The organism is Arthrobacter sp. Y81 (genome assembly GCF_002929335.1).
Lineage (GTDB): Bacteria > Actinomycetota > Actinomycetes > Actinomycetales > Micrococcaceae > Arthrobacter.
The window spans coordinates 217,450-244,034 of sequence record NZ_PJIL01000004.1 but is presented as its reverse complement, the minus strand read 5'-3'; the positions used below and the strand labels follow the sequence as shown (position 1 = coordinate 244,034).

General features: G+C 67.0%; 26 protein-coding genes. 12 read left to right on the top strand and 14 right to left on the bottom strand.

Annotated features, from left to right (window positions below):
• Positions 1 to 17: 17 nt before the first annotated feature.
• The 5 genes from CXQ91_RS08110 to acs all read right to left on the bottom strand — a co-directional run bounded on the left by CXQ91_RS08110 (position 18) and on the right by acs (position 6,376).
• Entirely contained in the window at positions 18 to 809 is a 792-nt protein-coding gene (locus CXQ91_RS08110) for a DeoR/GlpR family DNA-binding transcription regulator (RefSeq protein ID WP_104173401.1), read from the bottom strand.
• 58 nt (positions 810 to 867) lie between these two features.
• Positions 868 to 1,779, bottom strand: a complete 912-nt coding sequence (locus CXQ91_RS08105; protein WP_104173400.1) for a carbohydrate ABC transporter permease — start codon at positions 1,777 to 1,779, stop codon at positions 868 to 870.
• Positions 1,776 to 2,747: a carbohydrate ABC transporter permease gene (locus CXQ91_RS08100; RefSeq protein ID WP_104173399.1), complete on the bottom strand. Its 972-nt coding sequence runs from the start codon at positions 2,745 to 2,747 to the stop codon at positions 1,776 to 1,778. Before CXQ91_RS08100 ends, CXQ91_RS08105 begins: the two co-directional genes overlap by 4 nt.
• Before the next feature lie 15 nt (positions 2,748 to 2,762).
• On the bottom strand, positions 2,763 to 4,073 hold the full coding sequence (locus tag CXQ91_RS08095; RefSeq protein ID WP_258073881.1) for an ABC transporter substrate-binding protein: 1,311 nt from the start codon (positions 4,071 to 4,073) through the stop codon (positions 2,763 to 2,765).
• 212 nt (positions 4,074 to 4,285) lie between these two features.
• Positions 4,286 to 6,376 (bottom strand): acetate--CoA ligase, encoded by a 2,091-nt coding sequence (acs, locus tag CXQ91_RS08090; RefSeq protein WP_104173451.1) that lies wholly within the window; start codon positions 6,374 to 6,376, stop codon positions 4,286 to 4,288.
• A 295-nt stretch (positions 6,377 to 6,671) separates the two neighbouring features.
• Here acs and CXQ91_RS08085 point away from each other — a divergent pair, with 295 nt between their 5' ends.
• The 4 genes from CXQ91_RS08085 to CXQ91_RS08070 all read left to right on the top strand — a co-directional run bounded on the left by CXQ91_RS08085 (position 6,672) and on the right by CXQ91_RS08070 (position 10,541).
• Positions 6,672 to 7,319 (top strand): hypothetical protein, encoded by a 648-nt coding sequence (locus tag CXQ91_RS08085; RefSeq protein ID WP_219816503.1) that lies wholly within the window; start codon positions 6,672 to 6,674, stop codon positions 7,317 to 7,319.
• Between the two features lie 219 nt (positions 7,320 to 7,538).
• Complete coding sequence (locus CXQ91_RS08080) at positions 7,539 to 9,023, top strand: hypothetical protein (RefSeq protein WP_104173396.1); 1,485 nt, start codon at positions 7,539 to 7,541, stop codon at positions 9,021 to 9,023.
• A gap of 10 nt (positions 9,024 to 9,033) precedes the next feature.
• A complete protein-coding gene (gene nth / locus CXQ91_RS08075; protein ID WP_104173395.1) occupies positions 9,034 to 9,867 on the top strand; it encodes an endonuclease III in 834 nt (277 codons plus the stop codon).
• The gene (locus tag CXQ91_RS08070) at positions 9,864 to 10,541 is read left to right on the top strand and encodes a CoA pyrophosphatase (protein WP_104173394.1); all 678 of its coding nucleotides are present in this window, start codon (positions 9,864 to 9,866) and stop codon (positions 10,539 to 10,541) included. Before nth ends, CXQ91_RS08070 begins: the two co-directional genes overlap by 4 nt.
• A gap of 32 nt (positions 10,542 to 10,573) precedes the next feature.
• Here the strand turns inward: CXQ91_RS08070 and CXQ91_RS08065 are convergent, their stop codons facing one another.
• Together CXQ91_RS08065 and CXQ91_RS08060 are read right to left on the bottom strand one after the other, a co-directional pair.
• Entirely contained in the window at positions 10,574 to 10,774 is a 201-nt protein-coding gene (locus CXQ91_RS08065) for a YegP family protein (protein ID WP_181038821.1), read from the bottom strand.
• 162 nt (positions 10,775 to 10,936) lie between these two features.
• Positions 10,937 to 12,643 carry a bifunctional 3'-5' exonuclease/DNA polymerase gene (locus CXQ91_RS08060; protein ID WP_104173392.1) on the bottom strand — a complete coding sequence of 569 codons (1,707 nt, stop codon included), beginning with the start codon at positions 12,641 to 12,643 and terminating at the stop codon, positions 10,937 to 10,939.
• Positions 12,644 to 13,148: 505 nt separating this feature from the next.
• Here CXQ91_RS08060 and ssd point away from each other — a divergent pair.
• The 7 genes from ssd (at position 13,149) to CXQ91_RS08020 (ending at position 18,268) form a co-directional block, all read left to right on the top strand.
• Positions 13,149 to 14,168, top strand: a complete 1,020-nt coding sequence (ssd, locus tag CXQ91_RS08050) for a septum site-determining protein Ssd (RefSeq protein ID WP_104173390.1) — start codon at positions 13,149 to 13,151, stop codon at positions 14,166 to 14,168.
• Positions 14,165 to 15,466 (top strand): TadA family conjugal transfer-associated ATPase, encoded by a 1,302-nt coding sequence (locus tag CXQ91_RS08045; RefSeq protein ID WP_258073880.1) that lies wholly within the window; start codon positions 14,165 to 14,167, stop codon positions 15,464 to 15,466. The genes ssd and CXQ91_RS08045 overlap by 4 nt, the downstream gene beginning before the upstream one ends.
• Positions 15,463 to 16,302: a hypothetical protein gene (locus CXQ91_RS08040; RefSeq protein ID WP_104173389.1), complete on the top strand. Its 840-nt coding sequence runs from the start codon at positions 15,463 to 15,465 to the stop codon at positions 16,300 to 16,302. Before CXQ91_RS08045 ends, CXQ91_RS08040 begins: the two co-directional genes overlap by 4 nt.
• The gene (locus CXQ91_RS08035; protein WP_104173388.1) at positions 16,299 to 16,910 is read left to right on the top strand and encodes a type II secretion system F family protein; all 612 of its coding nucleotides are present in this window, start codon (positions 16,299 to 16,301) and stop codon (positions 16,908 to 16,910) included. The genes CXQ91_RS08040 and CXQ91_RS08035 overlap by 4 nt, the downstream gene beginning before the upstream one ends.
• Before the next feature lie 178 nt (positions 16,911 to 17,088).
• The gene (locus CXQ91_RS08030) at positions 17,089 to 17,382 is read left to right on the top strand and encodes a DUF4244 domain-containing protein (protein WP_104173387.1); all 294 of its coding nucleotides are present in this window, start codon (positions 17,089 to 17,091) and stop codon (positions 17,380 to 17,382) included.
• A complete protein-coding gene (locus CXQ91_RS08025) occupies positions 17,379 to 17,846 on the top strand; it encodes a TadE family type IV pilus minor pilin (RefSeq protein WP_104173386.1) in 468 nt (155 codons plus the stop codon). The genes CXQ91_RS08030 and CXQ91_RS08025 overlap by 4 nt, the downstream gene beginning before the upstream one ends.
• A complete protein-coding gene (locus CXQ91_RS08020; protein ID WP_104173385.1) occupies positions 17,843 to 18,268 on the top strand; it encodes an Rv3654c family TadE-like protein in 426 nt (141 codons plus the stop codon). Before CXQ91_RS08025 ends, CXQ91_RS08020 begins: the two co-directional genes overlap by 4 nt.
• Before the next feature lie 81 nt (positions 18,269 to 18,349).
• Here CXQ91_RS08020 and CXQ91_RS08015 read toward each other — a convergent pair whose 3' ends face one another.
• Both CXQ91_RS08015 and CXQ91_RS08010 read right to left on the bottom strand, forming a co-directional pair.
• On the bottom strand, positions 18,350 to 20,764 hold the full coding sequence (locus CXQ91_RS08015) for a DEAD/DEAH box helicase (protein WP_258073879.1): 2,415 nt from the start codon (positions 20,762 to 20,764) through the stop codon (positions 18,350 to 18,352).
• Between the two features lie 63 nt (positions 20,765 to 20,827).
• Entirely contained in the window at positions 20,828 to 21,520 is a 693-nt protein-coding gene (locus tag CXQ91_RS08010; protein WP_104173384.1) for a GNAT family N-acetyltransferase, read from the bottom strand.
• Between the two features lie 144 nt (positions 21,521 to 21,664).
• Between CXQ91_RS08010 and CXQ91_RS08005 the strand changes: the two genes are divergently transcribed.
• Positions 21,665 to 22,558, top strand: coding sequence for a rhodanese-related sulfurtransferase (locus tag CXQ91_RS08005; RefSeq protein WP_104173383.1), 894 nt, complete (start codon positions 21,665 to 21,667; stop codon positions 22,556 to 22,558).
• 15 nt (positions 22,559 to 22,573) lie between these two features.
• Here CXQ91_RS08005 and CXQ91_RS08000 read toward each other — a convergent pair whose 3' ends face one another.
• The 5 genes from CXQ91_RS08000 to CXQ91_RS07980 form a co-directional block, all read right to left on the bottom strand.
• Entirely contained in the window at positions 22,574 to 23,113 is a 540-nt protein-coding gene (locus tag CXQ91_RS08000) for a hypothetical protein (protein WP_258073878.1), read from the bottom strand.
• Positions 23,114 to 23,218: 105 nt separating this feature from the next.
• Positions 23,219 to 23,767 (bottom strand): hypothetical protein, encoded by a 549-nt coding sequence (locus tag CXQ91_RS07995; RefSeq protein WP_104173382.1) that lies wholly within the window; start codon positions 23,765 to 23,767, stop codon positions 23,219 to 23,221.
• Positions 23,767 to 24,633, bottom strand: a complete 867-nt coding sequence (locus CXQ91_RS07990) for a hypothetical protein (RefSeq protein ID WP_146072310.1) — start codon at positions 24,631 to 24,633, stop codon at positions 23,767 to 23,769. The genes CXQ91_RS07995 and CXQ91_RS07990 overlap by 1 nt, the downstream gene beginning before the upstream one ends.
• A gap of 42 nt (positions 24,634 to 24,675) precedes the next feature.
• A complete protein-coding gene (locus tag CXQ91_RS07985) occupies positions 24,676 to 25,137 on the bottom strand; it encodes a hypothetical protein (protein WP_104173380.1) in 462 nt (153 codons plus the stop codon).
• A gap of 72 nt (positions 25,138 to 25,209) precedes the next feature.
• Positions 25,210 to 26,367, bottom strand: a complete 1,158-nt coding sequence (locus CXQ91_RS07980) for a hypothetical protein (protein WP_104173379.1) — start codon at positions 26,365 to 26,367, stop codon at positions 25,210 to 25,212.
• Positions 26,368 to 26,585: the final 218 nt, after the last annotated feature.

The window sequence follows — 26,585 nt, the reverse complement described above, 5'->3', positions numbered from 1 at the left end:
GCGGTCGCGTGGCCGGGCTACCCCGCGCTGACGATCCGCAGCCGGCTGACGCTTTCCTGGAGGAGGCGCCGCGCTTCCCCGCTGAGGCCGGCGTCGCTGATGACTTCGTCGGCTTCCTCGAACCCCGCGATGGTGCTCATTCCCTGCGTGCCCCACTTGGTGTGGTCGGCAACCACCACCACCTTGCGTGAGGCCGCCACGAACGCACGGTCGGTCTCGGCCTCCAGCAGGTTGGGGGTGGTGAACCCGGCATCGGGATCCATGCCGTGCACGCCCAGGAACAGCAGGTCCAGATGCAGCTGCTTGAGCGCCGCCGTCGCAATGGGTCCCACCAGCGCGTCCGACGGCGTTCGCTCGCCGCCGATCAGGATCACCGTGGAGCCGTAGCGTCCCGCGCCGGACGACGAGCCGTGATGGAAGAGGTCGGCAATGCGGATGGAGTTGGTCACCACGGTGATGCGCGGGCCGTTGACAAGTTCCTTCGCCAGCGCCCACGTGGTTGTTCCGGCCCCCAGCCCCACGGCCATGCCCTCGTGGACTAAGGAAGCCGCTTCAACTGCGATGGCCCTTTTCTCCGCCGTTAGCTGCGTGGACTTCTGCTCGAAACCGGGTTCATGGGTGCTGGCATCGCCCGGCAGCTTGGCACCGCCATGGATCCGCTCCACCCGGCCGCCTTCCTCGAGCAGCTCGATGTCCCGCCGGACGGTCATGAGCGACACACCCAGCTGCTGGGCGAGGTCCGAGACGCGGACCACCCGTTCGCGCTGGACGGCGTCCACGATTGCCTGGTGGCGTGCTGCGGGGAGCATGGAGTTCCTTTCGGGCTGCGGCTGGGGGAACGCGGTCCCCGTCAGAGTCCATCATGGTCTACCCCTTGCTGGAACCAAGAGTCAGCCCTGCAACAAACTGCCGTTGCAGGAGCAGGTAGATCACCAGGGTAGGAATGACTGTGATGACGGCACCGGCGGCCAGGAGGTTGTAGTTGTTCAGGAACTGGCCCTGGAGGTTGTTGATGGCCGTGGTGATCGGGAGCCGGTTGCCGCTCTGGATGAAAATCAGCGGCCAGAAATAGTCGTTGTAAATGAAGATGACCTGCAGCGTGCCGAGGGCGGCAAACGCCGGCCGGCACAGCGGCATGATGATCTCCCGGTACTGCCGCCAGATACCGGCGCCGTCCACCAGCGCGGCTTCGGTCAGGTCGGCGGAGAGAGCTTTCATGTAGTTGGACAGCACGAAGGTGCAGAAGCCCATCTGGAAAGCCGTGTTGACGGCGATCACCACGATGTACGTATTCAGCATGTTGCCGGAATCGCTGAAGGAGTACGGCACCTCGAAATGCTTTGCCATTTCGAACAGCGGCGCGGCGAGGACCTGCGGCGGCAGCAGGTTGCCGGCGGTGAACATGATCAGCAGCGTGATGTTGAACTTCCAGCTCACGCGGCTCACGGCGAACGCCATCAGGGACGCCAGGAAGAGTGTCAGCAGCACGGCCGGGACCGTGATGATGACGGAGTTCCAAAAGTAGGTGGAAAACCCGCCCTGCGTCCAGGCCTGGGTGAAGTTGTTGAAGTTGAAGTCGCCGGCCAGGCTGAAATAGCCGTGCTCGTTGGTCGACGCCACCGGGCGGAGGGCCGTGAAGAGAGACCAGCCCAGCGGGACCAGCCACATAACGGCCATGACGGTGAGGAAGATATGGGTGCCGTAGTGGCGCTTCGGCCGGCTGCCGGAGCGGAGCCCGGCCGCGGTATCGGTTCTGCCGGTCCGTGTGGTGGTGCTCATGCTTTGCCCTCCTTGCCGAAGGTGCGGCTGAGGTAGAAGACGATGGGGACGAGGGAAATGACCAGCAGCACCACGGCCAGCGCCGAGCCCACGCCGATCACCTGTCCTTCACCCACGAGGTTCTGGATCACCAGGGCGCTGAGCATTTCCAGGCCGTTGGTGCCGCGGTTGATGACGTAGACGACGTCAAAGGCGCGCAGCGATTCGATGATGGTGATGACCACAATCACGATGTTGATGGGCCGCATGGCGGGAAAGACCACACGGAAAAAGGTCTGGAAGCCGTTGGCCCCGTCAATGGCCGCGGCCTCCTTGAGGCTGGGGTCAACCCCCTTGAGCCCGGCCAGGTAGAGGAGCATGACATACCCGGCATGCCGCCACGTGGCCGCTATCATCGCGGCCCAGATATTGACGGAGGAGTCCCCGAACCAGTCCACGGCCTGCGGCGTCCCGGCGGTGCCCAGGAGGAAGTTCAGCAGCCCGTTGTCCCGCTGGTAGAAGAGCTGCCAGATGATGCCGATGAGGGCCAGCGAGAGCATGACCGGCGCAAAGAAAATGCTCTGGTAGATCTTGCTGCCGCGGATGTTCTGGTCCAGAAGCACGGCCAGCAGCAACCCCAGCGGGGTGGCCACGAGGGCCAGGAACAAGAGCCACAGCAGGTTGTGCTGCACGGCGGGCCAGAACGGCGGGTAATCCTGGGTGACGTACTGGTAGTTGTCCAGGCCAGCCGGGCGGATGGCGCCCAGGTCCAGGCCGTTCCACCGGGTGAAACTGAGGCCCACCGACATCAGCGTCGGCAGCCATACGAGCGTCAGCTCGATCAGGGTGGGAATGCCCACCATCAGCGACAAGACAAGCTTGTCGCGTCCGGACAGGCGGCGGACCCGCCCGCCCTTGGCCCGCCTGACGGGAGCGCCCTCGGGCGCCCTGGCTTCGGGCGGAACCAGGTCTCTTGCGGTGCTGCTCATGGAAGTCTTCCCTCGCTACTGGGCTGCGTAGAGTGTCTTGGCCTGGGTTTCGAGGTTTTTGACGTCCATCTTGCCGTCCTTGATGAAGGTCTGCAGCGCCGGGATCATCACGTTGTTGGCCATGGCCGGCAGGGCGTCGCGGTCGAAGAACTGGCTGATGTATTTGGCGTTCGCGATGGTATCCGCGCACGTCTTGTTGAGCGGGGTGAACTTGGACGTGTCCGTACCCTTGGCGGTGGCGATGTTCGACGCATCCACCGCCGCGTACGCGTCCTGCGCCTCGGCGGTTCCGAGGAACGCCATGAAGTCGCGGGCAGCCTTGTTCTCGCCGCCCTTCTTGGACAGGAGAAGGCCGTCGATGGGGGCCTCGACGGCGTCCCGGCCTTCCATGGCGATTTCCGGGAAGGCGAAGAATCCGATATCAGCCAGGACTGCAGGATCAGTGAATTGCTGGGTCACGAAGGAGCCCAGCAGGTACATTCCGGTCTTCTTTGCTTCGAGGGCCTTGGCGGCATCCTGCCAGGTCTGGCCGAGGGCCGCCGGGTCCTGGAAGGGGAGCAGCTCGGCCCACGTGTCAAAAACGGCGCTGACCTTTTGCTGGTCCCAGGACTCCTTGTGGGCGCACAGGTCCACGTGGAACTGGTAGCCGTTCAGCCGCATGTTGATGTAGTCGAAGGTGCCCATGGCCGGCCAGCCGTCCTTGTCCGCAAAGCCGATGGGAATGATGCCGTCGGCCTTCATCTTCGTGGCCAGGGACTTGAGGGCGTCGAAGGTCTCGGGAACTTCGTAGCCCTTCTCAGTCCAGAGGCTCTTCCGGTAGAAGAACCCCCACGGGTAGTTGTAGTTGGGTACGAAGTACAGCTTGCCGTCGGGGCCGGTGGAGGCTTTCTTCAGCGCCTCCGAGTAGTTGCCCCCGATGCTCTCCCAGACGTCGTCGATGGGGGCCAGCAGTCCTTTCTCCGCGTAATACTGCATGCGGTAGCCGGCGAACCACGTGAAGGTGTCGTCCGGTGAGCCCTGCAGGTAGGAGTTGATCTTGTTCTGGAAATCGTTGTGCGGCACCACGTTGGTGGTGACTTTCTTGCCGGTCTTGGCGGTAAATGCATCGGTGACTGCCTGGTACGCCCGCTTGGGGACATCATCCGAGGATCCCGAACCGAACGTCAGTCCGGGGGAGTCGGAGCCTGTGGCTGACGGCCCGCTGCCGCCGGTGCAGGCTGCGAGGAACGGGATGCCGGCCAGTCCTGCCGCCCCGACGCCGACGGTCTTGAGGATTGTCCGCCGGCTCGGATAACCAGCTGCCGACGCATCAAACTGTGCTGCCATGTTCTCTCCCTTGAAAAATAGCTGCATGTGAGGCACCTCACATGCTCATGACTATAACCTCTCAAAAGAGAACAGGAAAGAACGGGAAACAACATTTTGGCCGCAGTTCGTGTTTGAATCGTCACAAAGCACAACGGCCCCGTTTACACGCGCCCGGCGGGGTAAACGGAGCCGTATGCTGCCCTTGACGGCAGGCTTTTCGTGAGTGGCGGTTACTTCTTGAGTGAGGCCGCGATCTGGGCCATGACGGTGTTGTCTGCCAGGGTGGTGGCGTCGCCCACTTCGCGGCCTTCGGCGACGTCCTTGAGTAGGCGGCGCATGATCTTGCCGGAGCGGGTCTTGGGCAGTTCCGGGACCACGAGGATGGTTTTGGGCTTGGCGATGGGTCCGATCTCCTTGCCCACGTGGTTGCGGAGCTCTTGGACGATCGCGTCGCCGGTATCCGTGGCGTCCTCGCGGAGGATCACGAACGCGACGACGGCCTGGCCCGTGGTTTCGTCCGCGGCGCCCACGACGGCGGCCTCGGCCACAGCCGGGTGGCTGACCAGGGCCGATTCGATCTCCGCGGTGGACAAGCGGTGGCCGGAGATGTTCATGACGTCGTCCACGCGGCCCAGGAGCCAGACGTCGCCGTCCTCGTCCTTCTTGGCGCCGTCGCCGGCGAAGTACATGGTCTCGAAGCGTGACCAGTAGGTTTCCTTGAACCGTTCCGGGTCGCCCCAGATGCCGCGCAGCATCGCGGGCCAGGGTTCGCGGATCACCAGGAAGCCGCCGTGGCCGTTGGGCACGGACTCGCCGACTTCATCCACCACGTCCACGGCGATGCCGGGCAGCGGGACCTGGGCCGAGCCGGGCTTCGTGGCGGTGACGCCGGGCAGCGGGGCGATCATCTGGGCGCCGGTTTCGGTCTGCCACCAGGTGTCCACGATCGGTGCCGGGTTGTCCTTCTTCTCGCCGTTCTTGCCGGCGTTGGCGCCGATGACGTCGCGGTACCACATCCAGGCTTCGGGGTTGATGGGTTCGCCCACGGAGCCCAGGACGCGGATGGAGGAGAGGTCGAACTTGGCCGGGATGTCCTTGCCCCACTTCATGAACGTGCGGATCGCAGTGGGCGCCGTGTAGAGGATGGAGACCTTGTACTTCTCGATGATTTCCCACCAGCGGCCCTGGTGCGGGGAGTCCGGGGTGCCCTCGTACATGACCTGGGTGGCGCCGTTGATCAGCGGGGCGTAGGCGACGTAGGAGTGGCCGGTGATCCAGCCGACGTCGGCGGTGCACCAGTACACGTCCGTTTCGGGGTGCAGGTCGAACACGGCCTTGTGGGTGTAGGCGCCCTGGGCCAGGTAGCCGCCGGTGGTGTGCAGGATCCCCTTGGGCTTGCCGGTGGTCCCGGAGGTGTAGAGGATGAACAGCGGGTGTTCGGAGTCGTGGCCCACGGCTGTGTGCTCCGGGGAGGCGGCGTCAACAGTGTCGGCCCACCAGTGGTCCCGGCCCTCGTGCCAGTCGACGTCCTGGCCGTTGCGCTTGACCACCACCACGTTCTGGACGGTGTGGCCGGACTTGGCAAGGGCCTCGTCGACCGCGGGCTTCAGGGCGCTGGGCTTGCCGCGGCGGTAGGTGCCGTCGGCGGTGACCACCAGTTTGGCTTCCGCGTCCTCGATCCGGGAGCGGAGGGCATCGGCGGAGAAGCCGCCGAACACCACCGAGTGGACGGCGCCGATCCGGGCGCAGGCCAGCAGCGTGATGACGGCCTCGGGAATCATGGGCAGGTAGACGGCCACTCGGTCACCCTTGGCCACGCCGAGGGACTCGAAGGCGTTGGCAGCCTTCTTGACCTCGTCGGTGAGCTGCGCGTACGTGTAGCTGCGGCTGTCTCCGGGTTCGCCCTCGAAATAGATGGCCACCCGGTCGCCGAGCCCGTTCTCCACGTGACGATCCAGGGCGTTGTAGGCGGCGTTGACCTCGCCGCCGACGAACCACTTGGCGAAGGGAGGGTTGGACCAGTCCAGGGCTTGGGTGAAGTCCTTGCTCCAAGTGAGCATTTCACGGGCCTGACGGGCCCAGAAAGCGGGCCGATCGGCGTCGGCCTCCGCGTAATCCTCGGCGGTGACCACCGCGTTCGCGGCGAAGTCTTCCGAGGGGGCGAACTTCCGGTTCTCGTGGGAGAGGTTCTCGAAGGCGTCGCCGTTCCCGGCCTGGCCCCCGTTGGCCGAGGCATTTGCGGCTCCTCCGGCGGAGGACTTGTTGGCTGGCAGTTCGGGGTGGGCAGCAGTGGCCGTGGAGCTGGTTGTGTCCTGGGACATGGTGAACCTCATCATTCATCGATCTTTGCTTGGCGGCACCCGCCGTCACCGTGCCGCAGCCGTGCCGCTTGCGCGGCATCGGGCAGCGGCTGATCACGGCTGTACCGCAAAGAGCTGTTCCGAAATACACACTAACGCCTGCCCGGCACCGCACGTGTGCCCGGTCACATAGTGAACCGTGAACGGCGCGGATTAAGCGCCGAATGGTTCCCGGACGGGGCGTACCGCGGCTTCTGGTGCGACGGCTGCGCATCCGTCAGACTGGCTCCACGACACGTGATGACTTGGGGGAATCATGAGATTCACGGAACCGATGCCGCACAATCCTTGGTCGCAGGACATGGTCATCCGGGTGGATGACAACCCGCAGCACCTGACCGTCCTGCTGTTCATCCGGCAGGCCTGGGGGATAGCGGCCAGCGCCGACGTTCCCCCGCTTTCCCCGGTCCCGGAGGGCGGCGCCTCGCGGCTGCCGGCAGTACCGGACCGGAACGAATGGGAAGCGCGCTGGCACCGTGCCTGGGGACGCGCCTGGGACTGGTACGCGGTGCAGGAACCGGACCCCACAGTCCGGCCGGCGCCGGGCTACATCCGCGAGTTCTCGCAACCAGGCCGGGACCTCAACCCTTTGATACCGCCGTTCTGGCAGGCTGAATATGGCTGGGACGGCATCGACGGCGACGCGTACGGCGACTGGCAGCGGCGATGCAGCCCGCCGGCCCACGGGCAGCCGCGGCGGAAGGCCGCAGATTCCCCGGAACCACAAAGCCTGCCCGCCCTGGTTGCCGCGTGGAAGAACGGCCTGGATACTGTGGTTGTGCTTCCGTATGCGGGGTTCTTTGCCCGCCGGATCACCAACCGCCACCTTGCCGTGTCGGCGGAGACGCGCAATGATCCTGCGAGCTACACGCAGGCGCTGGATTCCTGGACCCGCCCGTCCTAACGAAAACCTTCACCGCGCAAACAGGCGCGTGTGCTAAGCGAAATCCGCCTGATTCCGGCGCGCCCGCCTCCGGCCCGTCAGCTAGTGATCAGCCAAGCACTTGGCTAGGCTGAGATGAAGTTGTGACATCCGATGGAGGCGACAGGACCGCTTGCGGTCCTGTTCTTGCCTGCCGTTAGGAGGCGCTGTCCAGGGCGCCACCATGCTAAGGAGAACAGAATGAACCAGCAAAGCCATGGACAGCATAAGGCCGCCCATCCGCATCCCGGTCAGGCGTCCAGCCCGGCGAGTGCCGGCAAGCCGGCCAACGCAGAAGGGCCAAAGCCTGCGGGAAGCCGGCTGACGGCCAGGAAGAATGAAACGGTCCTCGGCCCATTCACCATCCGGGACCTCACCGTCTTCGGATCAACGCTGATTCTGTTTGTGGGGTCGCTGATCCCGATGTTCGCTTCGCGGTACAACCTGTGGAACCTGGGCAGTCTCTTCTTCCTGGGGCTGGGAGTCCTCCTGCCGCTGATCGTGACCGCACTCTTCGTGGCACGCCGCCTCACTCCGGAGTCAAAGCTCCGTGTCGGGTCCCTTTCCATCGACCAGTTCGCGTCCGTGGTTGCGTCCTTTGCCCTCGGCTTCTTCTTCCTGGCCGGTGCCGAGACCTATGCACCTGCCGTGCTGGTGTCGCTGATCGGATCCCTGGGGCTTTTTGCCGCCACTGTCCTTGCGCGCTTCATTCCTTTCTTCGCCGGCGACTTCCTGGACCGCGCCGAGGCGCCCGCACACGTAGTGGCCCGTGAATCCGCCGTGCCGTTCCGCAAGCCCAGCGCCCCGAAGGAGCCCAAGCCGGCCAAGGAACCGGGCTCCGGTGCGCTGGCCGGGTGGGCGAAGCGCCTCACGCCGGGCGGTGCAGCTGGTGGTGCAGCCGCGGCTGGCGGCGCGGCAGTGAACGGCGACCGCCCCCATGCGGGGGCTTCGGCTGGCCAGGCCCCGTATGGGACAACGCAGAATGGGGCAACGCACGACGGGGCAACGCAGTTCGGTGCTGCCCAGCAGGGGACGGGTCAGCAGGGTTCTGCCTCGCAGAGCTGGGCTCAGCCCGATTCGGCACACCAGCGGTCCACCCCGCAGGGTGGCGCCACACCGGCTGCTGCTGCCGGATCCGGATCCGGCACCGCAGCCGCTGCCTCCGCGGGGGCCGCTGCAGCGGCAGGTGCCGCCGCCGCAAGCCGCGGCGCCGACGCGTCGCCCGCAACCCCGGCCTCCGACGTCGTGCCTTCAGCAGCGGAGCAGACGCAGGCGGCCGCCGTCGTACCGTCCGCACCGAAAGCGACCCAGGCGGCGGAAGTTCCCGCCGCCGCGGCCGGCCACGGGTCCGCAAGCGGCCCCGCCACGGGCGCGGTGCCCGCAGCATCGGCGCCGGCCGAGACGATGCTGCACCCGCAGGTGAGTTCGCAGGAGCCCATCGGTGCCACAGTGGACCCGTCCAGCCGCCCCGAAGAGCATGATGAGGAGTCGGTTCACGAGGCGTTCTGGTTCGCCGTAGCCCAGCCCCGCACGGCAGTCGAGGAACGGACGGGCACGCCGGCGTTCGTGATCGAACCCGGCGGCTGGGTTCTTGCCCTGGAAGACCGCGGACACGAATTCCTGGTCCAGCACACTGATGGACGGGTGGGCGTGCTGCGCGACCTCAGCAACATCGAGCGCGGCTAGCCGGCCCCCGATGGCCACCCACTCCGGCACACCGAAGCCGGGCAGCATCACACCGCAGGCGTCCGGGGAATCACTGCTGGCGCTGAAGCGCCGCGCCCGCAGGATCAACCGGGCGCTTGCGGAACTGTACCCGTACGCGCACGCCGAGCTGGACTTCCGCAGCCCGTTCGAGCTGCTGGTGGCAACGGTGCTCTCGGCGCAGACCACCGACGTGGTAGTCAACCAGATCACGCCGCTGCTGTTTGCCCGGTATCCCGATGCCCGGAGCATGGCCGAGGCCGACCCGGCCGACCTCGAGGTGATCCTCAAGCCCACGGGGTTCTTCCGCGCCAAGGCAAGGAACGTCATGGCGCTGTGCAACCGGCTTGTGGACGAGTACGACGGGGTGGTGCCGCCCCGGCTGCAGGACCTGGTGACGCTTCCGGGTGTGGGGCGCAAGACCGCCAACGTGGTGCTGGGCAATGCCTTCGGCATTCCCGGAATCACAGTGGACACGCACTTCGGCCGGCTGTCGCGGCGCTTCGGCTGGACAGAGTCGGATGATCCCGTGCGCGTCGAAGCGGACGTGGCCGAGCTGTTCGAGCCGAGGGACTGGACCATGCTTTCGCACCGCGTGGTGTTCCACGGGCGCCGTGTCTGCCATTCACGCAAGCCCGCCTGCGGTGCGTGCGCGGTGGCCACGTGGTGCCCCAGCTACGGGGCCGGTGAGACGGACCCGGAGAAGGCGCGGAAGCTGCTCAAGTACGAGCTGGCCCCGGGACAGGAAGCCCTCCTGGCGCAACTGCTGGCGGAAACACACCGGGCTGCCGAAATCCGGATGGAATCACAAAAGCGGGAGCCATGACCGCCCGCCAGGATCTCGCCGAGCTCATTGCCGCCATCGACGCCGGGAGCGGCCCGGCCCGTAATCCATATTGGCGCGAGCTGACTGTCGACAACTCCGTGGCCCGCAAGGCCGCCGTGCTGATGCTGTTCGGTGCACTGGATAACGTGCCCGCGGCTTCCGGAAAGCAGCTCGCCCCGGCCGATCTCGACGTTCTCCTGTTGGAACGTGCCCACACCCTGGACGATCACCCCGGCCAGGTGGCGTTCCCCGGCGGCGGAATCGATCCCGGCGAATCGCCCATCGAAGCGGCCCTCCGTGAGGCGGAGGAGGAAACAGGGCTGGACTCGGCCGGCGTGGAGGTTCTGGGGGCCATGCCGCAACTGGCCCTGCCTCGCGGGAACTTCCTGGTGACGCCGGTCCTGGCCTGGTGGCGTTCGCCGTCGCCGGTCCGCGTTGTGGACTACGGCGAATCCGCCCAGGTGTTCCGGATCCCGGTGCGGGACCTTCTGGATCCCGACAACCGGGTCATGGCCAAAGTCAGCCGCACCAGCCAGACATTCCTCAGCCCGGCCTTTGTGGTGAACAAGGTGGTGGTCTGGGGTTTCACTGGAATGATCCTGAACGAACTCTTCGACCACCTGGGCTGGTCGGTTCCTTGGGACCGTAACCGTCTGCACCAGATCGATCTGTGATTGCCCGGTTGGCTGGGCTTGCGGGCAATCGGTTACCCGGGCGCCAGTTCCCGCCGGGAACGGTTCACCACCAGACCTGTCGCCGCGTTCTCACGGACGGCGTTGATGCCTGCTACAACGCCTTTGAGCGTCTTGAACCGTGGCGAAACCGCCACTAGCGTGCCGTCGTCGGCCGTGAGCCGGAAGTAGAAAGCTTCTTCTTCCGTGCTAACAATTTCAAATGTTCCAGCCACTCTGTGCTGCCTCCCCAAAAATTCCATGCGTCATTGCATCGGCCGGTCCTTTATCGGTGCTGCACTGCCACTGCTGCAAACCGGCTAATCCAGCTTAACCGGGAGGTGAGACAGTTCACAAAGCTACCCGCGGGTACATTACAGGGCGCGGTCTTACAGCGCCTATTTTGCATTGTCGTAGGAGTCCACGACGGCCACGCTCACCGGAAACTCGACCGGAATCCGGCCGAACAGCAGTTCCTTTGCGGCAGCGGCTGCTGCCTCTATGGCCTTGATGCAGTCGTCCACTGAACCGTCGGGGCAGTGGACCATGACTTCGTCGTGCAGGAAGAACACCAGCTCCCCGGCTGGTTCGCCGGCTGACCGCATGGCGCGGAGCCGCCGTCGTAATTCCGCCAGCCAGCAGGCGGCCCAGTCAGCCGCGGACCCCTGGACCACAAAGTTGCGCGTGAACCGGCCGCGGGAGCGGGCAATCGCATCTGCCCGCCGCTGTTCCTCGGCCGTGGTGGATTTCTGGCTCTGCAGCCAGCGGTCCGACGGCGGCGGACTGCTGCGGCCCAGCCGTGAGGTGACGGTTCCGCCCGCTTCGCCGTCGCGCGCGGCCTGTTCCACGAAGCCGACGGCCCGCGGATACGTGCGGGTCAACTGCGGCATGAGGCGCCCGGATTCGCCCGTGGTGGCGCCGTAGATGGCACCGAGCAGGGCGATCTTGGCCTTGGCGCGGTCACCGCCGAAGCCCTGCGCTGCGATGCCTGCGTAGAGGTCCTTGTCCCGGGCGGCTTCGGCCATTTTGGAGTCCTGGGCCAGGGCCACCAGGACCCGCGGTTCAAGTTGCGAGGCGTCAGCCACGATGAGTTTGTGGCCCGGATCGGCGTGCACGGCACCGCGGATCTGGCGCGGAATCTGCAGGGCGCCGCCACCGCGGGAGGCCCATCGCCCGGAGACCACTCCGCCAACCACATACTCGGGCTGGAAGCGGCCGTTCTTCACCCAGGCGTCCAGCCAGGCCCAGCCGTTGGCCGCATGCAGCCGGGAAAGTTTCTTATAGGCAAGGAGCGGCTCGATGGCCGGATGGCTGGATTCCTTCAGCTCCCATTGCCGGGTGGTCTTCACCTCGATGCCGTTCCGGTGCAGGGCACGCATGAGTTCCTGCGGCGAATCCGGGTTCAGGCTTGGCGAGTTCAGGAGCCTGCGGAGCTCGGTGTTCAGCGCCTCCAGCTTGGCGGGCCGGTGGCCCAGCGGCGGGCGCGGGCCCAGGTAGTCCGCAAGGATCTGTTCGTGCAGTTCTTCCCGCCAGGGGACTCCGGTGTGCTGCATTTCCGCGGCGATCATGGCTCCGGCGGATTCCGCGGCGAGAAGCAGCTGGAGCCGCTGCCTGCGGTTCGCGTCCGTGCCCACTTGGCTCAGCGCTTCCTGCTGGGCGGCGTACTCGGTGCGCAGTTCCTCCGGTGAGTGCCTGCGCGCAGGGCCGAGTCCGGAGTCCTCGAACAATGCCCCCTGGTGTTCCGGCTGGGGCGGTGGCTGGAGGCTTCGGGGCGGTTGCTGCAGGTCGTCGTCCTGCGTGAGCTTTTCCGCGTTCCGGGCGTAGGCAGTGTGGGCGGTGAACTCCGAATGTGCCAGGATGGCGCCGCAGAGCGTGAGGTCATAGCAGCGTTCCAGCTCGACGCCGGCGTTCAGGAGCGCCGGGTACCAGTCCTGCGTGCGGTGCCAGATCCAGCGCGGGCGCCGCTTTTCGAGTCCGAGCACGACGCCGGCCAGCTCACCGGCGCTGGTCAGGCGGGGTTCCGGGTTCGCCGGCGCGGGCGTGCCATCCGCTGTGAGTTCCTGGAGGGCTGCGCCGTCGGTGTGGGCGGACAGCAGCAGATACATAGCCCTAATTCTGCCCTGTGGTGCGTCATGGTTTGCGCCGTGGGCGGGCCAATTGCGGACAGCGTGTGTCCGCGTGGGGGTTTGTGTTGGCGCACTCTCCCTCCACAGGCACCGGTTGCGAGCGTTGTCCACATGGGGCGCCGGCGGTCTTTTGCGCCGGCGGGCTACTGGGCACAGTGTCAGGATGAGCAGGCAGCATCTTCAGAAACCTTCGCCGGAATCTACCGGCCCCGGACCGGCGACAGCTTCCGGAGCACCTTCCCGTGGAGTTGCCGGCGGAGCCGCAGGACCCCCGGAGCCGGCCCCGGCGGCACGCCGTGCTGCACGAGCCGCGACCGGCCGGTCAGCGTGGGGACGGCAAACGCCCGCCCGGCAACCGGCGGCGGCAAAGCTGCCTGGCCCGGGCACTGCGCCTGGCCGCGCCTTTCCGCCGGCAAGGAATGCACCGGCGGGTGCACGGGCTCCGGGAGCATGGCTTCCGGCCGAGTCCGCGGAAACGCTCCTGGTGACGGGCTTCGACTTCCTGCGCGGCGAGGTTGAACGGATCGTGGCCGCTGCCGGCGGCCAGCTCCGCGTGGTGGCCGACGCCACCGAAGCGGCTCCCTTCTGGGACACCGCGGCCGTCGTGCTGGTGGGCAGCGATATCCGGGAGCTGCCGCCACGGCGCCGGGCCCCTGCCGTTCTCGTGGGTCTGGGCGGGGAGGGCGACAGCCTCTGGCATCTTGCCGCGGCCTTGGGAGCCGAACGCGTGGCGGTGCTCCCCGATGCTGCCGCGTGGCTGGCCGAATACCTGAGCCGCTCCCGGTCTCCGGAAGCCGGAGGACTTGTTCTGGGCGTGACCGGCGGGTGCGGGGGTGCCGGTGCCACTACCGCTGCCATCTGGATCGCGCAGGCAGCCGCGGAATGGGGAGCCAGGGTCCTGTTGATCGACGGCGATCCCTGGGGTGGCGGCCTCGAGCTTGCGCTCGCTGCCGAGGGATCTCCCGGGCTTCGCTGGACTGACCTTTCGGATGCCAGCGGAAGCATTGATCCGGAACAGCTATCCGATGCACTGCCCGTGGCGGGCGGGTTCTCCTTCCTGTCCTGGCCGGGCGGCCGCGAACGCCAGTCCGGCGTGGAAGCTGCCACTGTCGGCGGGGTTCTCGATGCCGCCCGGCGGGGGTACGAACTGGTCCTCGTGGACATCGGGCGCGGAACGGAGCCGCTGCGGACGTTCGCGTGGGACTGTGACCGCATCCTCGTGGTGGCTCCTGCACAGCTGAAAGCAGCCGTTGCCTCGGCCAGGCTGCTGCAGGAGCTTCCTCCGGTGGAGACGGCGCTGGTCATCAGGGGCAAGGCCGGGGCAGTCCTCGACGGGCCGCTGATCGCCGAATCCGTGGGCCTGCCGCTGCAGGGACTCGTCCCGGAGGTAAAAGGCACCGCCAGTGCCACAGAACTCGGCCGTCTGCTGGAAATGGGCCGCCGGCGCACCGTACGCCGGTTCGCGGCGTCGGTCCTGGAATTGCTGGGCGGTGAGCTTCCATGAGCACACCCCCGCAGCCGCCGGGGCTGTCCCGGTTTCCCGGTTCTGGCGGGGGCTCCAGGGGGCGCCCGAACCGTGCCCTGGATGCGGGCCTGCTCGAATCCGTCCGGGAGTCAGTAATGGCCGATTCCGGCCCGGTGACACCGTCCCGGGTGGCCGCTGCGGTGCAGGCCACCGGCAAACTCCTCGGGACGGCGGGGTCGCTGGCCGCGGTGGAGCGAATCAGTGCGGAGCTCAACGGCCTGGGACCACTCCAGGTGTTGACCCGGGACCCGTCAGTCACGGACATCTTCGTCAACGCCCCGGACTCCGTCTGGCTGGACCGAGGAAACGGCCTGGAGAGTGCGGGGGTATCGTTTTCCTCCGAAGCGGAGGTCCGCGCACTGGCGTCCAGGCTTGTGGCGGCCGGTGGGCGGCGCCTCGACGATGGTTCCCCGTGCGTGGACGTCAGGCTCCGGGCCGGCTACCGCATCCACGCCGTCCTGCCGCCCATTTCGACCGCAGGAACCCTGCTGAGCGTCCGTATCCGCCGGCACGAGGTGTTCACGCTGGACGAACTGAGGGAGGGCGGCATGTTTGGTGGCCTGGTCCAGGACGTATTGGAGCGCATGGTTTCCCGCCGGCTGAGCTTCCTGATCAGCGGGGCGACCGGATCAGGCAAGACCACCCTTCTCTCCACGTTGCTGGGGCTGAGCCATCCTGGCGAACGGCTGGTCCTCATAGAAGATGCCTCCGAACTTAACCCTGTCCATCCGCACGTGGTGTCGCTTGAATCGAGGCACGGAAACCTCGAAGGAGGCGGTGGCGTGGACCTTGCCGAACTGGTCCGCCAGGCCCTCCGGATGAGGCCTGACCGGCTGGTGGTGGGGGAGTGTCGCGGAGCCGAAGTCCGTGAACTGCTGACCGCCATGAACACCGGACACACCGGAGGAGGAGGCACCATCCACGCCAACACAGCGGCCGCCGTGCCTGCGCGGCTCACGGCCCTGGGCGCCCTCGCCGGGCTGGGCCAGGACGCCATGCGGCTGCAGGCCGCCAGCGCTCTCGACGTCGTGGTGCATGTTGAACGGTCCCGCGGGGGACGTCACGTTGCATGCATCGGCGTCGTCGACGATGCCGCCCACGGGCTGGAAGTTTCCGCGGCCGTAGCGGTGCAGTCGGGAACCGTCAGTCTGGGACCGGCATGGCCAGGGCTGGCCCGGAGGCTTGGCCTTGACGATTCCGCAATGGTGGACGGGGAAGGCGGGCCGGCGGACCGGGGATCCGTGCCGCGGGGATCAATGCCCGGGGCAAGCGAATGATGGTTCTGCTGATCGCCGCGTTGGCACTTGCTGCGTGGCTGGCGCTGCGGCCTCCCGGCGGCCGGTCAGGCAGGATCCGCAAGGCACTGGATCCGGGGCGCGCAGCGCCTCAGGGGAGGGGCAGCGGCCGGGGCCTGGGTACTGGCAGAGGTCGTGGCACAGGAAGCGTCGGCCGGCGGGAAACACCCGGGAGCCGGCGTGCAATCTGGCCAGGAAAGTCCGGCCGACGCTCCGCCTCTGTGCCGATGACGGTTCTTGTCCAGCAGTTGGCCGCACTGCTCAAGGGCGGACGCACGGCAGCCCGGCTGTGGGATGAACTGTGGCTGGTCTATGCCGCGGAAGAGCACCACGGGGCCGAAGATGGACCGGCGCTCACGCCTGCGTCATTGTCGTTGCTGTCGGTGGCCCGGGCAGCCGCCATGAGGGGTTCTCCGGTAGCGGACGCCATTCGGGCAGCGTCTGCCGCTGCCTTCTCCGGGGGACAAAATCGGGAACGGAGAATCTGGGGCGAGCTAGCCGCCTGCTTCGATATTGCGGCCGCGAGCGGATGCCCGCTTGCGGACGTCCTGACCCGCTTGGCCGCCCAGCTTGAAGTGGAGGATGACGCCGAAGCCGCCCGGCAGACTGCCTTGGCAGGGCCGAAGGCTACCGTCACGCTCCTCACCTGGCTGCCGCTGTTGGGTCTGGGGTTAGGGGTTGCCCTTGGCGTGGATCCGTTGTCCATCCTGCTCGGCACACCGTTTGGCGTGGCTGCGCTCGCCGCGGGCGTGGTGCTGACAGCCGCCGGCCGGATGTGGTCCGCCAGGCTGGTCCGCTCTGCCATTGGAACACCATGACGGCGGAATGGTTGCCGTCCGTGTTCTTCGCGCTGGCGCTGGCCGCCGCCGTGACGCTGGCTTTGACCGGCCGTGGAGGCGCGCACAGAAGGCTCCTCAGGCAGCATCAGGTGCACGTGGGAGAAGGCAGAAACGGCGACGGCGGCACAACGGACGGGCCGGATCTGCGGGCCGATGAGGGCCTGCGTGACACGGCCATGATGCTGGAGCTGATCGGAGCGATGCTGGATGCCGGTTCGGGGATCGGTCGGGCCCTGGAGCTGGTCGCAGACTCAGCCTCACCCGAGTATCACGGGTCGCTGCGCCCTGTTGTGTCGGCCCTGGCCATTGGAGCCGACTGGGAAACAGCCTGGCGAAGTTCCGAGGTCCGGACGCCCGAGCTGCTGATCCTGCGCCAGGCGCTGGGGTTTGCCGCCCTGACGGGGGCGCCGTCGTCGGCCATTCTCTACGCCCAGGCCGCCCGGCTGCGCCGGGAGCGCTTCCGCGCGGCGGAAAAGCGTGCCGCCGCGCTCGGCGTCAGGCTGGTTATCCCGCTCGGCCTGTGTTCGCTGCCCGCCTTCATTTGTCTGGGCGTTGTGCCGGTGTTGCTCGCCATGCTCCCGTCCTGAGCCTGAGCCTGAGCCCGAGGTCTTTGTGCGCGGCTGTGACGGCGTTCGAGTGTTCCTCCACAGCCAAGACTTCACAGGCTTTTCCACTTAGCCGAATTTCTGCCTTATCCGCGTTTGCCGGAGCAGGGAGAGTCGAGTCAGCCGGCAATTCAGCCGGAAACCAATGAAAGGAACTGCCATGTCAACCACGTCCAACCACCGTCCGTACACTCAGCCGGAGCCTTCAGGCCTCGCGACAGCGGAAGAAGCGGAGGTCCGGGAAATCTACCCCGGTGCAAGGGCCGCAGCACCGGTCCCCGCCCGGGCGCGCGGACGCCTGATGGGATCGGAGATGGGAATGGCCACCGCAGAATATGCCATCGCCACCCTGGCGGCAGTGGGCTTTGCCGGGATTCTGGTGTTCATTCTCCGCAGCGATGAAGTCCGTGGCTTCCTGCTGAACCTGATCCGGACAGCACTGGCGTTGCCATGACGCCCGTCGTGCGCCGTAGGACGCCGGGCGGGAAGGAACTCCCGGGTCCGGGGAAGGACCGCGGAGCTGTCACCGCCGAATTTGCGGTGGCGCTGCCGGCGGTCCTGCTCCTCCTGGCCCTGCTGCTCGCGGGCTCGGCGGCCGGGATTACCCAGTTGCGGCTCGAAGAAGCGGCACGGGCCGGGGCGCGGGCGCTGGCCCGGGGGGAGGACGCCGGAGCGGTGGACGGAATTGTCCGGCAACTCGCTGGCGCCTCCGCGTCGTCGTCGATCGTGGCCGATGGCGAATGGCTAAGCGTCACGGTTTCCGGCAGGGTCTCCGGTCCCATCGGGTCCATGGTCCCCTGGACCCTGTCCGCCCGGGCTATGGCGCGGGGCGAAACCGCCGAATCAGCAGGCATCCGTCAGTCAGTGCCATGGTCCGCACCCGCGGGGGAGCATCGCCCGGAAGCTTCGGCCTCATGACCAAACAGCGGAATCCGGAACCTCGGACTGCACGGCAGCGGATTGCGTATCCGCTGAATCCGGTGGAGAGCCGTCCGAAGCGTTCGGATGAGCGCGGATCCGGAACAGTACTTGCCGCCGGGCTCGGGATGCTGGTGATGGTAGCCATGGCGTTGATGCTCCTGCTCGCCCAATCCGCAGTGATGGCGTCCAGGGCCGCAGCGGCCGCCGACCTTGCAGCATTGGCGGCCGCCGACGCCCTGCGGGGAATCAGCCCGGGTGCGCCGTGCTCGGTTGCGGCCGATGTTGCGGGCAGGCAGGGGGCAAGGATAGTCGGCTGCACGGAAGGGGGAGGTGAAACTGTGGAGATTCGGACGGAGCTCGTGAACCGCAGCATGTTCGGCGCTGCTACCGGCCACGCCAGGGCAGGGCCGCCCCCATGACGTGCGCGTTCCAGGCAGCCCTGCGGTCGCATATGCCAGGCAGTCCGCGGGTAGTCAGCCGACCGGGCTCAGAACCGGGGCTCAGAACGGGGCCGCGTGCTCCTCCGTCTGCCTCGTCTGCCCTGCAGGAGCCGGCTGAGGACCGCCCTGCTGCTCAGTGGCGTCTTTCAGCAGCACGTCGATCAAGGTGATCGCGGCGGCCTTGTCCAGCGGGTTGTTCTTGTTGCCGCACTTGGGCGACTGAACACAGGACGGGCAGCCGGTGTCGCACTCGCAGGCGGCGATCGCGTCACGGGTGGCCGACAGCCACACCTTGGCCTTATCGAAGCCGCGTTCGGCAAAACCGGCGCCGCCCGGGTGCCCGTCGTACACAAAGATCGTGGGCACCCCGGTGTCGGCGTGAATGGCAGTGGAGACCCCGCCGATGTCCCAGCGGTCGCTGGACGCCACGAGCGGGAGCAGCCCGATGGCGGCGTGTTCGGCTGCATGCAGTGCGCCGGGGAACTGGGCTTCGATCAGCCCGGCCCCGGTCAGCGAACGGTTGTCCACCACAAACCAGACAGCCTTCGTGAACAGGTCCCGGGCACCGAGCTCCAGCGGTTCCTCGCCCAGGATCTCATTCGAAATCAGCGCCTTGCGCTGGAAGGAGACCACCTGTGTTGTCACTTTCACGTCCCCGAAATGCACGGCAACGTCGCCCCACTGGGCCGTGCGCTGAGTCTCCAGGACTTCGATCTGGGTCACGTCGCGGGCAGTGGTGTAGTAGTCGGGGTTGGCGCGGCGCACCATCACGCAGTGGTCTCCCTCGTTCAGGTCTTCCACCACATAGCTGTCGCCCTGATGCACGTACACGGCACCCGTGTGGGCCTGGTAATGCGTTTGCGGGGAGTCCATCGTTCCGAGCAGGGAACCCGTCTCGGCGTCGACGATGCTTACCGGACCGCCGCCGTCTGCCCTCAGGTTCACCATGGCAGCCGCGCTCTGCGGGTGGGTCCAGAACCAGCCGGCCGGACGCTTGCGCAGGTAGCCCTGGGACACGAGCTGGTCCAGGAGTTTCTCCGCTGTGGGTCCGAACAGCTCCAGCTCTGCGTAGCCCAGCGGCAGCTCCGCCGCGGCGGCACACAGGTGCGGACCCAGCACGTAGGGATTGGAGGGATCGAACACCGTGGCTTCCACGGAGACGTCAAAAATGGCCTCCGGGTGGTTCACCAGGTAGGTGTCCAGCGGATCATCGCTGGCCACGAACGCGGCGATGGCGTCCTGGCCCGCGCGCCCCGCCCGGCCGATCTGCTGGAAGAGGGATGCCCGCGTGCCGGGCCAGCCGGCGACCAGGACAGCGTCGAGGCCGGAGATGTCGATGCCAAGTTCGAGGGCGGAGGTGCTGGAGACGCCCAGGAGTTCCCCTGACCGAAGGGCTTTCTCCAGCGCCCGCCGCTCTTCTGGCAGGTAACCGGACCGGTACGCCGCGACGCGCTGGGGGAGACTCGGATCCACCTCGTCCAGGAGCCGCTTGGTGATGGCGGAGATGGTTTCGGCCCCGCGGCGGGACTTGATGAACGCAATGGTCCGGATGCGGGAGGAAACCAGGTTGGCCAGCAGGTCCGCAGTTTCAGCAACGGCGGTCCTGCGCTCCTTCGCCCCGTTTTCACCCCGCAGTTCCGTGAGGGCCGGCTCCCAGAAGGCCACGGTGGTGGAGCCGTGCGGCGAGGAATCCTCGGACACGGCCCGGACCGGCGCGCCGATGAGCCGGCCGAAGGACGTGTCGGGTTCGGAGGCCGTTGCCGAGGCCGCGATGAACACCGGGCCCGGCTGGGAGGTGTTGGCGCTGTAATACGCGCAGATGCGCCGCAGGCGACGCATCAGGTTGGCCACGTGGGAGCCAAATACGCCGCGGTAGCTGTGGGCCTCGTCCACAATGACGTACTTGAGCCGGCGGAAGAAGCTGGCCCACCAGGCGTGGTTGGGCAGGATGCCGAAGTGCAGCATGTCGGGGTTGGCCAGGATCACGTTGGCGTGGTCCCGGATCCAGCGCCGTGACGCCGGGTCGGTGTCGCCGTCGTACGTTTCCGCCCGGACCGTCGGGAGCTTCAGTGAGCGGATGGCAGCGAGCTGATCGGCGGCCAGGGCCTTGGTGGGGGAGAGGTAAAGGGCCACGGCGCCGTCGTCGTGGATCTTTCCCGGCTCGGAAAGTACGCGCAGCTCCGAACGGTGGATCGCGTCCAGCGCAGGCAGCTGGTAGGCCAGGGACTTACCGGAGGCGGTACCCGTGGCGATGACTACGTGCTCGCCACCGTGGGCAAAGTTCGCCGCCTGGATTTGGTGACGGTACGGCTCATGGATTCCCAGGGAACCGTAGGCCTTGATGAGATCGGGGTGGGTCCATTCCGGCCACGGCTCGTTCACGGCCGGGCGGGCGGGAATGATGCGTACATGACGCAGCTGTTCCGGGTCCGGGCCACGGCCCAGCAGCGGAATCAGGGAGTCATGGGGGTTCACCTCAATATTGTTTCATCCGGGCTCAAATCGCCCGGCATCAACAATGCCGATGGTGAAGGGGTGTCAGCCGACCGAGAGGTCAGAGCCTTCGTCCGACGCGGACAGCATCAGTACGTGGCAAAGGGTCTTCCAGCCCAGGTGCGAGTACAGCTTTTGCCCGTCCAGCGACGCCAGCAACAGGCCGTTTTCCACATCGTGCTCGAATGCCTGCGCCGCCAGGGCCTTCATGATGAAGCTCCCCAGCCCGCGCCGCTGATAGGCCGGGTCGGTGACGATCTTGTCGAAAACGGCCGTGTGACCCACCACGAATACGCGGCCGCTGACAGCCACCGATTCGCCGGCGTGCACCACGGCATGATGGACGCCGTCCTCCCTGAACGTGGTCAGCTTCAGATCATCGTCCGACAGCCAGGGATCTTCGGAGTCCTGCGTCTCCATGTCCACGATCATCATGGTCTGGGATGCGGAGGTGACGTTCAGGCCCTGTTGCTCGGCCAGGTAGGTGTACCGGGCGACGTCATTGGTGAGGATGGTGAGGATCCTGGCCGGCGCTTCAGCCGTCTTTGCCGCAAGCTCGGCGAATTCGGTGTCCGAGGGATCGTGGGCGAAGTATTCCCATTCCTTGGTGGTGTCAGCGCGCAGCGCGGCCGGGAAGCGGCCTTCCGTTCGCGTCTCGTAGCCCCGGCAACCGGCCCATCCGGTCACCCAGATTTCCACGAGACGGGTGATGTCTTCAACCATGGCGTCTGGACTCATGTGATGAGAGTATTCCAGCCCTGCCGCCAGCAACAGGGGTAGGGTCCGGGAACTGGGCTTGCTTATGGAATTGTGACCGGAGGGACGCACCGGTTGCGGAACGGTGCCGGTTCCGGGTTTGAGGGCAGCAAGTACCCTTAAAACGTGGCTCTAAACAGAATTGTCCTCTTTTACGGCTTTACCCCGATCGCCGACCCCGATGCCGTGCGCCTGTGGCAGCGCGCCCTTTGCGAGAAGCTGGGCCTGACCGGACGCATCCTCATCTCCAAGGACGGCATCAACGCGACCGTTGGCGGCGAGCTGAACGCCGTCAAGCAGTACGTGAAGACCACACGCGAGTACAAAGGCTTTCACGGCATCGACATCAAGTGGTCCGACGGCGGCGCGGAGGACTTCCCGCGGCTCAGCGTCAAGGTGCGTGACGAGATCGTCTCCTTCGGCGCCCCCGGCGAACTCAAGGTGGACGCCGGCGGCGTTGTGGGCGGAGGAACGCATCTCAAGCCCGAAGAGCTCCACCAGCTCGTGGACGCCAAGAAGGAGAGCGGCGAGGACGTGGTGTTCTTCGACGGCCGCAACGCGTTCGAAGCGCAGATCGGCAAGTTCAAGGATGCGATTGTTCCGGACGTGGCCACGACGCACGACTTCATCAGGGAACTCGATTCCGGCAAGTACGACTCCCTCAAGGACAAACCGGTGGTCACATACTGCACCGGCGGGATCCGCTGCGAAGTGCTGTCCAGCCTCATGGTGAACCGCGGGTTCAAGGAGGTCTACCAACTCGACGGCGGGATTGTCCGCTACGGCGAGACGTTCAAGGACCAGGGCCTCTGGGAGGGCTCGCTCTACGTCTTCGACAAGCGCATGCACCTCGAATTCAGCGAGGACGCCAAGACCATCGGTGAGTGTGTGCGCTGTTCAGCCCCCACCAGCAAATTCGAGAACTGCTCCAACCTCAGCTGCCGCACACTCACGCTTTACTGCGCGGATTGCGCCTCCAGCCCGGAGACCCTGCGCTGCCCTGAGGGCTGTGCAGCTTAGCCCTGATGCCGGATTTCAGATCCGGCTCACCCGGTAGGCGAAGTTCGCGGCAGACTGCGCGGCCACTTCCACGCTGAGGACGGAGTCCTCGGACACGTGGATCACGTTCACCCTTGATGTTCCGCAGCGCAGGCTCAGGTCCACCAGCGCAAACTCACCGTCGCGCACGGTGAAGGACACCCTTCGCGGGCTCTTGCAGGCCAGCGTCAGCGCGTACGTCCCGCTTGGCAGATGCCCGGTGCTCTCCTGGCGTGTGGTGGCCGCCCGCAGCAGGCCGAAACCCGTGTGGAAAACCTGCCCGGCCGTATCGGGGAGGACCTGCTCCACCCAGGCGTCAAGTTCCGCCCCGGACACCGGCAGGTTCCGCCGGGGGTCCTGCGGGAGCGCCGCGTCCGTGAACGGCGGCGCCGTCGCGCTCGGCAACGGCCCGCGGCCGTCGTCGTACACGTACTCGCAGCCGCTCAGCGCCGTCCCGGTGGCCAGCACACCGGAAAGCACGACGGCGGCCGCCGCGGCCGTCCGCCGTGGCACCCGGGGTGCCTGCACGGTGTGCATACTCTGACTCTAGGCCTGCCGCCACACTCAAGCCAGAGCCTGCCGGACGCCGTCGCAGTGCCACATCGAGGCGGTGGATCCTGCCCTTCCGGCCCTTTGCGGGCGTCAGGGTGCAGGGTCCGAAATTCGTACGGCTCCCACTGCTGCTTTGTATATCCGCTCCTCGTCCGGACTCACAAGGTGGGCGGTGACCGGTCCAGTTCCCAGTTCCAGCTGCTGGGTGACAGGCTCACCGCACGGGACGTCGATGGCGTACGAGCCTTCGGAGGTTCCGCGGGACAGCACCGCAAGCTGGGCCTCGGCTGCCCCCACGCAGACGGCAACGACGGTATACGTGCCCGCCCTGGTCAGAACCCCGTTGTACGCGAAACCGCCGCCGGCGCCGGATCGGCCGCTGATACCTCCGGCGGCTCCGCCCGCGCCCACCGGAACGTCCGCCAGCAGCAGTTCGACGGCCGCCATATTGCGGTCCATTTCAGCCATAAGTGCCGGGCCCGCGGACGACAGCGGCACCGTAGGAGCCACGCCGCTGCCTGTCCGGCCGCCGGCTGAAGGGGCCGGCCCGACGTCGTCCGCGTATTCGCACCCGGCCAGGCCCGCGGCGAGCAGGGCGGCGACCAGGAACACCGCGCGTTTTGGCGCCCGGACCGCCACTACTGCCCGCTTCCGGCAGCCGGCAGCAGGCTGTACGCGGCCTGGACGGGGTAGTTGTTCGAGTCCACCATCACCATGACACCCTCCGGACCCACCTGAATATCTGCGGGAACCGGTCTGCCGCAGGGAAGGCCGCTGCCCTGGAACAGATCCTCACCCCTAGGCCGGAGAACGGTGACGTCGACGGTGGCCGGGCCCTCGCAGACGAACGTGAACGTCAGCATGCCGGGCACGTCAACGGGACCGGAGTGATGCCACTTGCCGTCCCACGGATAGCCCCGGAACTCACCGGCCTGCTCAGGTCCGAGTTCCCCGGCCGCCCAGGCCGTTGTTTCGGCGGCAGAGGGGTCGCGGGGCGCCTGATCCGGATCCAGCTTGACGCCCGTGAAGACGTACGGCGAGTCGGCCGGCGGCACAACTTCAGCGCTGATCCTGCCGCCCTTGTGGTCCAGGTAGATCACTTTGCCCATTCCGCACCGGAAAGACGTGCGTTCCGGCTCGGCGTTCCCCACGCGCACCACCAGTTCGGCGCCCGGCGCCGCGACGCAGGCCGCCGTCAGGAAGTATTCGCCGGTGGGGACTTCCTCGGTCCACGAGGCCGCACCCCCTGAGGCGTAGGGCAGCCCGCTCCCGTCCGGGGGTCCCAGAACTTCAGCCAGCGCGTCGATATTGTCCTGCGGGTCCTGCGGGCTGGGCGGCGTGACCCGGTTGTCCGGGCTGGCGTTTGACGGCGGGCCGGACGCTGCGTCCCTGGGCACATCAGCGTCAGTGTTGTATTCGCAGCTGCTTATGCCGCCGGCGAGCAGGCACAGAGCCGGCAGCACCGCGGCGACGCGTATTATCGGCTTCCCCCAAAGAGCTGACATGTCCCTGAGCATACGCACCGTCGCCGGCGGCGCAAGTCACAGCTAGCTTCCTGCCGCCAGATGGTACGCGTAGAGGAGCGGAGCATCCACGCTGGACGTGCTGATCTGCACGGTCCCGGCAGCGGGCACGGTGATTTTGGCCCGCTCGCGGCTGCCGTTGCAGGCGGCCCCGGCGTCGGCAATCTTGGTGCCGCCCGACGTCACGGTAAAGAAGGCCTTGCCCCCGCCGTCGCACGTCATTGTCAGGGTGTACGCCCCTGCCGGAACGTCGGCCGCGTCCTTGACCAGCGGCTCGCGGTTGAGGATCTTGCCGGCATCCTCAAGCACGGTTCCGCTGGCCGCCGGCAGCGCCGTGGACTTCCACGCCGGGACGTCGGCGTTCTCGATGGAGACGGCCGGGGAGCAGGCCGAGGCGGCTGCCACGATGCAGGCGCCGGCAACCGCCGTGCCGGCGACGCGCCTTAGTGCAGTCAGCCGTTGCGGCCCGGATGAACGTGAAAGCATACCTCCAACTTACCCGTTGAAACGGGCCGGTGCGGACGCCTACCGAGGCTCTGGACGCCATTCGAGCATTGCTTAGCCGGCGATCAGTTCCTGCACTTTTCCCCGGTGCAGGGCAACATAGACGCGGTCCCGCAGCCGGTTGGCCTCCCCACCGGTCAGCGTCCGGTCGAGCGGCTGGAGCACCAGCCGGAGCAGGACGTTAACGTCTCCCGGGGCCATGCGGAGGCGGTCGACGGCGGCCGGCGGCAGCTCCGCCGTCGTCGTCACCGCTTTGATCTCCAGGGCTGCAAGGACGTTGGCGTCCGTCCCGAGGGCGCCGCGGGCCCGGTCGCCGAGCAGCTCGACGTCGGCCTCGGCAGGGTCGGCCAGCACCAGGGAAAGGTCCCGGCGGACGGCAGGCATGAGTGAAACCGGCCGGTAGCGGGCAAGGTCCAGCAGCTGCGCCCGGATCTCCGGGTTCTCCGAGCGGAGCAGCCGGATGTCGTCGATGCCTTTGCGCAGCATGACTGCCCTGTCCAGTCCCATCCCCAGGGCAAGGCCGGCCCACCTCCGCGGATCAAGCCCGGAGCTGCGCAGGACCGGTGCAGCCACCAGGCCGCACTCGGCGAGTTCCAGCCATTCGTTCCTGCCGTCCGGCAGCGTGACCAGCACGTCCAGCTGCCGGCCGGCGGCCGTATAGCTGTGCGTGGACGGCGTTGACCGCCACTGCACCCCCGGATGGTCCGCCGCGGGCAGCACGGCCTCGACGACCGCCGCCATCATCGACTGGAGATCGGCCGGCCCCAGCAGCCCGCGCGCTTTGAGGCGCCACAGGTCAACCTGGTGCGGCGCACCGACGTGCGTCCGGTCCACGGCGTCCCGGCGGTAAACCAGTCCGGGCAGCACGTGCAGCCTGTCGTAATGGCCCTGCTCGCCGCGGAGGGAGTCGAGGAGTGCCGGGATTCCCGCCGAAGTGTGGCTGCGGAGCATCACTGTGGGACTGACATGGCGCGAATGCCGTGAGTCCCGGGTGACGTCGGCAGGCGAGTAGCCCAGCCTGTCGTAGTTGTCGGCGGTGGCCACGAGCGGGTTCAGCCGGTGGGCTTCCGAGGGGATGCTCCAGAGCCGTTCGAGTGCTGACACCACGTCTGCCAGCAGCAGTTGCATGGCGTGGGCACCGGCGGTGGGTTCCGTAAGGTCACGCAAGGTGAGGGCGGAATTGAGTTCAGTCAGGGAGAGATAGTTCTTCACGGGGGGATCCTTTGCTGGCAGCTTGCGGTAGGGGAGTAATCACCCTCAGCCGCTGCACCGGACGGACCCCGGCAACCGCAATTATGCGCGCAACAAGAAGCCCGTGCGGCCGGAAAGCGGCCGAGGGCTGATAAATCGTTGCTGCAGATGCATGGGACCATGGTGCCCCCGCACACACCGGATCCGCAACCTCCGGCCGTACGGGCCGGCCATGACGG